The organism is Streptomyces sp. NPDC007162 (assembly GCF_040634175.1).
Taxonomy (GTDB): Bacteria; Actinomycetota; Actinomycetes; order Streptomycetales; family Streptomycetaceae; genus Streptomyces.
The window spans coordinates 1-9298 of the sequence record NZ_JBEYFC010000372.1; the positions used below are offsets into that span (position 1 = coordinate 1).

Consider the following 9298-nt stretch of genomic DNA (forward strand, 5'->3'; position numbering starts at 1 on the left):
CGGCGGTCGCGGTGAGCCCGGTGCTGATGGTGGGCGCCATGCTGGTGCTCGCCAGGAAGAAGCCGAGCACCATGCAGACCAGGGCGTGGGAGATCTTCAGCCCGCCCTGGCGCATGAAGAGCACGGCCACGAACAGGAGCAGCAGCACCACAGAGATGGAAACGGCCATCGCGAACCTCCTCCGCCACGCCCTGTCCGGGGCGTTCGGCCGCAAGTGTGGCGTAGCGGAGGGTCGGCTCGCGCAGTTGACACGTCCCCCGTTCGAGTGGTGTCACGACACGTGGCGGGCGCTACGTCACGGCGCCTGAAGGTCGACGAGACCGGCAAGCGTCTCCCGATGCGCCCCCGACGTCCCGAAGGCGATCGAATCCGCCTTGGCCCGCTTCAGACACAGATGGATCGGATGCTCCCAGGTCATCCCGATGCCCGCGTGCAACTGCAACGCCTCCTCGGCCGCACGCACGGCGACCGGCCCCGCGTAGGCCTGAGCGACGGCCACCAGAACGTCCGCGTCCTCGCCGGTGGCGAGCGCGTCGGCGGCGCCCCGCGCCGCGGCCCGCAGGTTGACGACCTCCAGCCACAGCTGCGCCAACCGGTGCTTGAGCGCCTGGAACCCGCCCACCGGCCGGTTGAACTGCTTGCGTTCCTTGAGGTACCGGACGGTCTCCGTCAGCGCCCACTCGGCGGCCCCGAACTGCTCCGAGGCCAGCAGCCCGGCCCCGGCCCGCAGCGCACGCCGCACGGCCGGTTCCGCGTCACCCACGCGACGCCCGGCGGCCCCGTCGAGCGTGACCGTGGCCAGCGGCCGGGTGAGGTCGAAGGCCACCTGCGGGGTGACGGTCACCGCCGCCGCCTCGACCGCGTACAGCCCGCCGTCGTCCCCCGGCACCAGCAGCACGTCCGCGGCGACCGCGTCCGCGATCCCGGTCGACTCGCCATGCAGAAGCCCGTCTTCGACCCGTACGGCGTCGAACGCGGCGCCCGGCGCCACATGCAGCCCCACGGCCAGCGTCCCGATCGTCCGCCCGGACGCCAGTCGTCCCAGCAGCTCCTCGTCGCCGCAGGCGAGCAGCGCCTCGGTCGCCACCACGGCACTGGTCAGATACGGCACGGGCGCCACGGCCCGCCCCAGCTCCTCCAGGACGACGGCTACTTCGCGATGCGAGGCGCCCTGGCCGCCCAGCTCCTCCGGCACCAGCAGACCGGCCAGGCCCATGCCGTCGGCCAGCGCCTTCCAGGCCGCCAGGTCGTGCGGGGCGTCCGACTCGGTGCGGGCGATGACGCCGGGGGCGTCACAGTGGTCGGTGAGCAGGTCCCGCACGGCGGAACGCAGCGCCTCTTCCTCCTCCGAGTACAGCAGGTCGGGCTGTGTGCTCATCGGGCCAGGTCCTTCCAGGCGACGTCCTTGTCGGTGCGCGGCTCCGAGGGCAGGCCCAGGACGCGCTCGGCGACGATGTTCAGCAGGACCTCGCTGGTCCCGCCCTCGATGCTGTTGCCCTTGGCGCGGAGGTAGCGGTAGCCGGCGTCACGGCCGGTGAAGTCGACCAGTTCGGGCCGGCGCAGGGTCCAGTCGTCGTACAGCAGGCCCTCCTCGCCGCGGAGTTCCACCTCCAGGCCGCTGATCTCCTGGTTGAGGCGGGCGAAGGCGAGCTTCATGCCGGCGCCCTCGGGGCCGGGCTGGCCGGCGACGAGCTGCTGCCGCAGGCGTTCCGCGGTGAGCCGGGCGACCTCGGACTCGACCCACAGCTTCAGCAGCCGCTGGTGCAGGTCGTGGGTGCGCAGCTGCGGGCGTTCGCGCCAGGTCCTGGCGACCGGGCCGATCATGCCGCCCTCGCGGGGCAGGCGCATGCCTCCGATGGCGACGCGCTCGTTGTTCAGCGTGGTCTGGGCGACCCGCCAGCCGTCGCCGACGGCGCCGAGGCGGTGGGCGTCGGGGATGCGGACGTCGGTGAGGAAGACCTCGTTGAACTCGGCCTCGCCGGTGATCTGGCGCAGCGGGCGCACGTCCACGCCGGGGTCGGTCATGTCGCAGACGAAGTAGGTGATGCCCGCGTGCTTGGGCACGTTCGGGTCGGTGCGGGCGATGAGGATGGCCCAGCGGGCGTTGTGCGCGCCGGACGTCCAGACCTTCTGCCCGTTCACCACCCACTGGTCGCCCTCCCGGACGGCCCGGGTGCCGAGCGCGGCGAGGTCGGAACCGGCGCCCGGCTCGCTGAAGAGCTGGCACCAGACCTCCTCGCCGATCCACAGCGGCCGCAGGAAGCGCTGCTTCTGCTCCGGGGTGCCGTACTTGAGGATGGTCGGCGCGGCCATGCCGAGCCCGATGCCGTTGCGCCGGGAGTCGTTGTCGGGGGCGCCGGCGGCTTCCAGTTCGGCGTCCACGACGGCCTGGAGGGAACGCGGGGCGCCGAGACCTCCGAGGCCCTCCGGGTAGTGCACCCAGGCGAGCCCCGCGTCGAAGCGGGCCTTGAGGAAGTCGAGCTTCCCGGTGCCGGCCGGCGGGTGGGCGGCCAGCAACTGGGCCGTGCGGCGCTTCAGTTCGGCGGCGTCGGTCATGCCGCTGCTCCCTTCGGTACGACGGTGACCCGGCCGGTGGTGACTCCGTCGCCGACCCGCTGCACGGCCGCCGCGGCCTCGGTCAGCGGTACCCGCTCGCTGACCAGCGGCTTGATGGCGCCGCTGGTGGCAAGTTCGGTGAGCTGTTCGTGGCAGTGCGCGATCAGCTTGGGGTTCTTGGTGGCGTACAGGCCCCAGTGCAGGCCGAGGATCGAGTAGTTCTTCACCAGGGCGTGGTTGAGCGCCGGGCTGGGGATGGTGCCGCTCGCGAACCCGACGACCACGATCCGGCCCTCGAAGGCGACGACCTTGGTGGACTGGGTGTAGGCCTCGCCGCCGACCGGGTCGAAGACCACGTCGGCGCCCCGGCCGCCGGTGGCCTCCTTCACGGCGGCGACGACGTCCTCGGAGCGCCGGTCGATCACGGCGTCACAGCCCAGTTCGCGGGCCACGGCCGCCTTGTCGGCGCCACCGGCGACACCGATGACCGTCGCTCCGGCCGCCTTGCCGAGCTGCACGGCCGCGCTGCCGACCCCGCCCGCGGCGGCGTGCACGAGGAGTGTCTCGCCGGCCTGGAGCGCCGCCCGGCGGTGCAGGGCGAACCAGCCCGTCTGGTAGCCGATGTGCAGCGCGGCGGTCTCGGCGTCGTCCAGGGCGTCCGGCGCGGGCAGCAGGGCGGCGGCGTCCGCGACCGCGTACTCGGCGAAACCGCCGTACGGCAGCGCGGGGTTGGCGATCACCCGGCGTCCGTCCTCGGTCTCCCCGCAGATCTCCACACCCGGTGTGAACGGCAGCGGCGGGCGCACCTGGTAGTGGCCCCGGCACATCAGCACGTCCGGGAAGTTGATGTTGGCGGCGCGCACCTTCAGCAGGACCTGGCCGTCACCGGGCGTGGGCCGCTCCACCTCCTGGAGCCGCATCACCTCGCTCGGTTCACCGTTCTCGTGCACTTGCCATGCCTGCATGCGGTGCCTCCAGGGACTGCTTCGTCGGGGTCCACCGCATACTAAGCGGTCGCTTGCCGCCGAGGGAACAGTGTTCTGGACAACAGGCTCAGGCCTTGGGGCGCGCCCGTACGTGCATCCGCTCCCCCTGCGGCCCGAACAGGCTGAGGAACTCCACCGGCCCCTCCCCCGTCGACCCGAACCAGTGCGGCACCCGGGTGTCGAACTCCGCCGCCTCCCCCGGCCCGAGGACGACGTCGTGCTCGCCGAGCACCAGCCGCAGCCTCCCCGCCAGCACGTAGAGCCACTCGTAGCCCTCGTGGGTGCGCGGGTCGGGTTCGAGGTTCCGTGTCGGTTCGACCACCTTGAAGGCCTGGAGGCCGCCCGGCTGCCGGGTCAGCGGGTGGAAGGTGCGACCGTGCCGCTCCATCGGCCTCGCCCGCACCCGGGGGTCGCCGACCGGCGGGGCGCCGACCAGTTCGTCCAGGGGCACCTGGTGGGCCTGCGCGATCGGCAGCAGCAGCTCCAGACTGGGCTTGCGCAGCCCGGACTCCAGCCGGGAGAGGGTACTGACCGAGATGCCGGTGGTCTCGGCGAGGGCGGCGAGGGTGACCTCGCGCTCCCTGCGGAGCCGGCGCAGGCGTGGTCCCACGCCCGCGAGAACGTCGTCGGTGGTCATGGCGGGCATTGCAGTTTCGGCAACGCCGTTTGTCAATCCCGCAGCGGCGCGCCGTGCGTGACCGGCCCACGGGAGTTACGGTCGCCGAAGCGCGCCCGGCCACCCGCCAGGGCGACCGGAACCGTGCCGGAGAGCCGGTCCCAGGGCTTCCCGGACCGTGACGACGAGTGGGGGCCAGGAAGACGAGCGGGGGCCGAGGGAGACGGTGTGGACGGTCGAGAACGGCAGGAGGCATCGGCGGTGCCCGGGTCCGGAGCCGCCCGCAGGCGGTTCCTCGCTCTGTGCGCGGGCGCCGCACTGGGGACGGCGGCCGGCTGCGAGCGGGCCGTCCCGGCCCGTCGGCCCACCGCGCCGGACGCCCGGCTGCCCGAGGCGGAGCGCGAGCGTCCGGGGACCGAGGACTGGCGCATCGGTTCCCTCGGCGCCCCCGACGCGATCGCCGGCTACGCCGACCGGGTGAGTGTCAGACCGGGCGAACCGTTCGGCCTGTCCGTGTCGACCACGGCCGCCGCGTTCCGGGTCTCGGCGCTGCGGGTCGGCTGGTACGGCGGCCGAACGGCCCGGCGGATCTGGTACTCGCCCCGCATACCGGGTCGCGCCCAGCCGTCCCCCGGGATCCTCGCCGCCACCCGCACGGTGCGCGCCGACTGGCCCCGCACGCTCAGCGTGGACACCACCGGCTGGCCGGAGGGGGCCTACCTGCTGCGTCTGGAGGCCGAGAGCGGCCACCAGCGGTACGTGCCGCTGATCGTCCGCTCCACGCACGGCGCGGGCCGTACCGTCCTGCTGCACGCCCCGGCGACCTGGCAGGCGTACAACAGGTGGGGCGGGCTGAGCCTCTACGCCGGGTCCGACGGCGGTTACGCGAGCCGCTCGCTGGCCGTCACCTTCGACCGGCCCTACGACCTGAGCGGCGCGGAGAAGTTCCTGGTGTACGAGTGGGCCGCGGTCGTGCTGGCCGAACGCCTCGGCATACCCCTCGCCTACAGCACCGGGACGGACGTGCACTCCGATCCGGGCGTGCTGGCCGGGGCCGCCGCCGCCGTCTGCCTGGGCCACGACGAGTACTGGACGCCCGAGCAGCGCCGCCATGTCACGGCCGCCCGGGACGCCGGCACCAACATCGCCTTCCTCGGCGCGAACACCTGCTTCCGGCGGATCCGGACGGAGGCCTCGGACACCGGCCCCGGCCGTACCGTCGTCTGCTACAAGTCCTCGTACACATCCGACCCCTGTTTCCCCGCCCGGCCCGCCCTGGTCACCACCGACTTCCGCGCGGCCCCGGGCGCCGACCCGGAGTCCTCACTCACCGGGGTGCTCTACGAGGGCTACCCGGTGGACGCCCCCTACGTCGTCACGGCACCGGACCACTGGCTGTACGAGGGCACCGGAGTCCGCGCGGGCCAGGGCTTCGACCATCTGGTGGGCGTCGAGTACGACCGGGTCCCGCCCGGTACGACCGCTCCGGGCCCGCTGGAGATCACGGCTCACTCCCCGCTGGTGTGCGACGGCCGGAGCAGCCACAGCGACTCGGCGTACTACACCGTGGCCGGCGGCGCCGGGGTCTTCGCGTCCGGCACCATGCGCTGGGTGGAGGCGCTGATGGCGGCCACCGGCGACGGCGGCGGGCACCACGGCATGGACGCGGCCACCCGCGTTTTCGTGACCCGCACCACGGAGAACCTGCTGCGCGCCTTCGCCGAGGGCCCGGCGGCCCGCCACCGCCCGGCACCGCGCCCCAACACCCGGCAGGTGTACGCGACCGCCCCGGCCTGACGCCGCCCCCGGCCCCGGGTGTCGGCGACCCGTTTCCGGAGCACTATGGCTGCATGCTGCTGACCCGGCTCGCCGAAGTGTCCCGGGAGGTGGCCGCCACCGCGGCCAGGTCCCGCAAGACGGCCCTGCTCGCCGAGCTCTTCCGGGAGACGGCCCCCGACGACGTGCCGGTCGTCATCCCCTATCTGGCCGGCCGGCTCCCGCAGGGCCGTCTCGGCGTCGGCTGGAAGGTGCTGAGCCGGCCCGTCGAGCCCTCCGCCGAACCGACCCTCACGGTCCGCGAGGCCGATGCCCGGCTGAGCGAGCTCGGCAAGGTCTCCGGAGCCGGTTCGCAAGCCGAACGCACGCGGATCGTGGGCGAGCTGATGGGCGCGGCGACCGCGGACGAGCAGCGGTTCCTGCTGGGTCTGATCACCGGGGAGGTCCGGCAGGGCGCCCTGGACGCGCTCGCCGTCGAAGGGCTCGCCCAGGCGACCGGCGCCGACGCGGCGGAGGTGCGGCGCGCGGTGATGCTCGCCGGGTCGCTCCAGGCGGTGGCCGAGGCGCTGCTCGCCGACGGTCCGCCGGCGCTCGCCCGGTTCCGGCTCACCATGGGCCGCCCGGTGCTGCCGATGCTGGCCCACACCGCCGCCTCGGTCACCGAGGCGGTGCGGAAGCTGGGCGGCTGCGTGGTCGAGGAGAAGCTGGACGGCATCCGGGTCCAGGTCCACCGGGACGGGGACACGGTGCGCGTCTTCACCCGCACCCTGGACGACATCACCGACCGGCTTCCCGAAGTCACCGGTGCGGCGAGGGAGCTGGCGGGCGACCGGTTCGTCCTGGACGGCGAGGTGATCTCCTTCGACGCGGCCGGCCGGCCGCGCTCGTTCCAGGAGACGGCGGGCCGGGTCGGTTCCCGCACGGACGTGGCGAGGGCGGCGCGCGAGGTCCCGGTCTCGCCCGTCTTCTTCGACGCGCTCTCCGTCGGCGACCACGACCTCCTGGACCTCCCCTTCGCCGCACGCCACGCGGAGCTGGCCCGCCTCGTCCCCGAGCCGATGCGGGTGCGCCGGGCGCTGGTGGCCGGGGAGCAGGACACGACGGCCGCCGAGGAGTTCCTCACCGCCACCCTCGCCCGCGGCCACGAGGGGGTGGTCGTCAAGGCCCTGGACGCCCCGTACAGCGCGGGCCGCCGGGGCGCCGCCTGGCTCAAGGTCAAGCCGGTGCACACCCTCGACCTGGTCGTGCTGGCCGCGGAATGGGGCCACGGTCGGCGCACCGGCAGGCTCTCCAACCTGCACCTGGGCGCGCTCAACCCGGTCTCGGCCGGGACGGGGGCCGCGGACGGCGGGCGGGGAGGACGGACGGCGCGGTCCGGTCATCGTGTCGCCTCCCCGTCGGCGGTGAACGGGCGGCGGGCGACGACGGTGTGGGTGATGCCGGTCTGCCAGCCGGGCAGGGGCAGCACCCGCACCCGTTCGAAACCCGCCTGCTCCACCCGCCGGGCGAGCTGCCCGGCCGTGTCGAAGGACAGGACGCTGTGCCGCAGGTGCCGGTAGAGCGCTCCGTCGCCGAGCAGCGTGGCGACCGGCAGGACGAACCCGCCGGACACCGCGTTCCACACCGCCCGGTGCGCCGCCCGCCCGCTGAGCGCGTACTCGTGCACCGCCAGCCGGCCGCCGGGCGCGAGCAGCCGGTGGGCCTGGGTGAGCACCGCGTCCGGGTCGGCGGTGTTGCGCAGCAGGTACGCCGCGAAGACCGCGTCGAACGGGCCGCGTACCCCGGCCGCGGCCAGCCGCTCCACCGGCGACTGCACGAAGTGCACCGGCGTCGGCCAGGGCCGCAGGGCCGCGCGTCGCAGCATGCCTGCCGACGCGTCGACGGCGGTGATGTCGGCGCCGGGCAGGACGGCGGCCAGGGCCGCCGTCGAGGCTCCGGTGCCGCAGCCGAGGTCGAGCACCCTGGGGGCCGGGCCGCGGCCGGGCAGTCCGAGGCGCCGCGCGGAGCGGCGCAGGTGGGCGTGGTAACCGGGATTCGCCGCCACGAGCGTGTCGTAGCTCCGGGCGGCGTGGTCGAACGCGGTCGCCAGCTCGGCGTCGCGCAACACGGGCATACCATCTCCGTACGGTCGTCGGGTGGGAGGCGAGAGCAGAGGGAAGGGGGAGGGGCGGGGGCGGGTGGTGGTCGAGAGCGGGGGCGGAAAGGGAAGAGGCAGAGGACGGATCGTGGTCGAGGGCGGGATCAGGCCGTGGAGGGCGCGGGGGCGGTGGGAGCGCTGCGGCGCGAGGTGAACGGCAGGGCCAGCGCCGAGCCGAGCATCGCGGGGACGGGCACGTGCAGTCCGATGGACAGGTCCTCCGCCAGACCGGTGCGCCCGTCCAGGAAGCGCAGCAGGCGGGGCGCGGGCACGTGGGTGAACAGCCGCGTGAAGAAGGCCGGGCCGTCCACCCGGCCGTGGTCGAGGGCGTGCAGCAGCACCGCGTCCATGTACCGGGAGCGGGCCGAGTGGACGCGCGGCGGGACGGGGCGGCGTCCCGCGTGCAGGGCGGCGGCCACGGCGCCGGTCTGTCGCTGCACGGCGCTGAAGGTGTAGCCGGTCGCCGGACGGGTGGCCCCGGCCGCGGCCCCGATCCGGAACACCGACGCGGCGGTCCGCCGTGGGAAGACCGCGTCCGTCATCGGGATCACGCCCTGTTCGCACTCCAGCACCTCGTGGTCGCCGACGCCCAGGACACCGCGCAGGTAGTGCCGCAGCGCGCGGTCGTAGGCGTCCCGGCCGAGCGGGCCGCGGGAGAACTCGGTGTACTCGACCAGCGCCTCGCGCGGACCCGTGGGCAGTACGTAGCCGAAGGACAGACCGTGCGCGGGCTGCGGGGTACGGAAGTCCATCAGCTCCACGGCACCAGGATCGAACACCGGGTGGCGGGTGCGTACGAACCAGCCGCGGAAGTGCTGCAGCAGCGTCGTGCGCGCCGGGGGCAGCCGCTCGGGCGGCCGTGAGTCGAACACCCAGCGGGCGCGCACCGTCACCCGGGTCCCGTCGGCCCGGCGGGCGTGCACCACCGCCCCGCCGGGCGCGGACTCCACCCGTTCGGCGACGGCCTCCACGGTCGTCACCCACGGGCCGGCCGCGAGCACCTGACCGGCCAGGTCCTCCAGTGCGTCGGAGCGCAGCATCTTGTAGCGCAGCGGCTCGATCCCGGCTTCCACCGTCCGCCCGTCGCCGGAACGCACCCGCAGCCGCTGCCAGGAGGCCGTCAACCACCGAGCCCGACAGCGGTGCCCAAGGGCCTCCAGCTGAAGACCTGGACCAGTCCGGAAGGGGAGCAGGTCACCGCGGTGTTCAACGGCACCGCTAGCAGCC

At 74.3% G+C, this 9298-nt stretch carries 7 protein-coding genes and 1 pseudogene; 2 read left to right on the plus strand and 6 right to left on the minus strand.

Annotated features, from left to right (window positions below; translation table 11 throughout):
- Positions 1-295: 295 nt before the first annotated feature.
- The 4 genes from ABZ646_RS32695 to ABZ646_RS32710 all read right to left on the minus strand — a co-directional run bounded on the left by ABZ646_RS32695 (position 296) and on the right by ABZ646_RS32710 (position 4179).
- Positions 296-1378 (minus strand): acyl-CoA dehydrogenase family protein, encoded by a 1083-nt coding sequence (locus ABZ646_RS32695; RefSeq protein ID WP_360526943.1) that lies wholly within the window; start codon positions 1376-1378, stop codon positions 296-298.
- Positions 1375-2556 carry an acyl-CoA dehydrogenase family protein gene (locus ABZ646_RS32700; RefSeq protein ID WP_360526946.1) on the minus strand — a complete coding sequence of 394 codons (1182 nt, stop codon included), beginning with the start codon at positions 2554-2556 and terminating at the stop codon, positions 1375-1377. The genes ABZ646_RS32695 and ABZ646_RS32700 overlap by 4 nt, the downstream gene beginning before the upstream one ends.
- Positions 2553-3521, minus strand: a complete 969-nt coding sequence (locus ABZ646_RS32705; protein ID WP_360526949.1) for an NADPH:quinone oxidoreductase family protein — start codon at positions 3519-3521, stop codon at positions 2553-2555. Before ABZ646_RS32705 ends, ABZ646_RS32700 begins: the two co-directional genes overlap by 4 nt.
- A gap of 88 nt (positions 3522-3609) precedes the next feature.
- Entirely contained in the window at positions 3610-4179 is a 570-nt protein-coding gene (locus ABZ646_RS32710; protein ID WP_360526952.1) for an XRE family transcriptional regulator, read from the minus strand.
- Positions 4180-4386: 207 nt separating this feature from the next.
- Here ABZ646_RS32710 and ABZ646_RS32715 point away from each other — a divergent pair, with 207 nt between their 5' ends.
- Positions 4387-5955 (plus strand): N,N-dimethylformamidase beta subunit family domain-containing protein, encoded by a 1569-nt coding sequence (locus ABZ646_RS32715; protein WP_360526955.1) that lies wholly within the window; start codon positions 4387-4389, stop codon positions 5953-5955.
- Positions 5956-6008: 53 nt separating this feature from the next.
- Positions 6009-7493 (plus strand): ATP-dependent DNA ligase, encoded by a 1485-nt coding sequence (locus tag ABZ646_RS32720; protein WP_360526958.1) that lies wholly within the window; start codon positions 6009-6011, stop codon positions 7491-7493.
- Here the strand turns inward: ABZ646_RS32720 and ABZ646_RS32725 are convergent.
- A pseudogene (locus ABZ646_RS32725) lies at positions 7463-8047 on the minus strand (methyltransferase domain-containing protein); the annotation flags it as partial. The gene ABZ646_RS32720 and the pseudogene ABZ646_RS32725 sit on opposite strands and share 31 nt — an antisense overlap.
- Positions 8048-8175: 128 nt before the next feature.
- A complete protein-coding gene (locus ABZ646_RS32730) occupies positions 8176-9195 on the minus strand; it encodes a lycopene cyclase family protein (protein ID WP_360526961.1) in 1020 nt (339 codons plus the stop codon).
- Positions 9196-9298 lie beyond the last annotated feature (103 nt).

Bases quoted from the DNA above. Each gene is read 5' to 3' on its own strand.
- ABZ646_RS32695 (WP_360526943.1), bottom strand. From the start codon at position 1,378: ATGAGCACACAGCCCGACCTGCTGTACTCGGAGGAGGAAGAGGCGCTG.
- ABZ646_RS32700 (WP_360526946.1), bottom strand. From the start codon at position 2,556: ATGACCGACGCCGCCGAACTGAAGCGCCGCACGGCCCAGTTGCTGGCC.
- ABZ646_RS32705 (WP_360526949.1), bottom strand. From the start codon at position 3,521: ATGCAGGCATGGCAAGTGCACGAGAACGGTGAACCGAGCGAGGTGATG.
- ABZ646_RS32710 (WP_360526952.1), bottom strand. From the start codon at position 4,179: ATGACCACCGACGACGTTCTCGCGGGCGTGGGACCACGCCTGCGCCGG.
- ABZ646_RS32720 (WP_360526958.1), top strand. From the start codon at position 6,009: ATGCTGCTGACCCGGCTCGCCGAAGTGTCCCGGGAGGTGGCCGCCACC.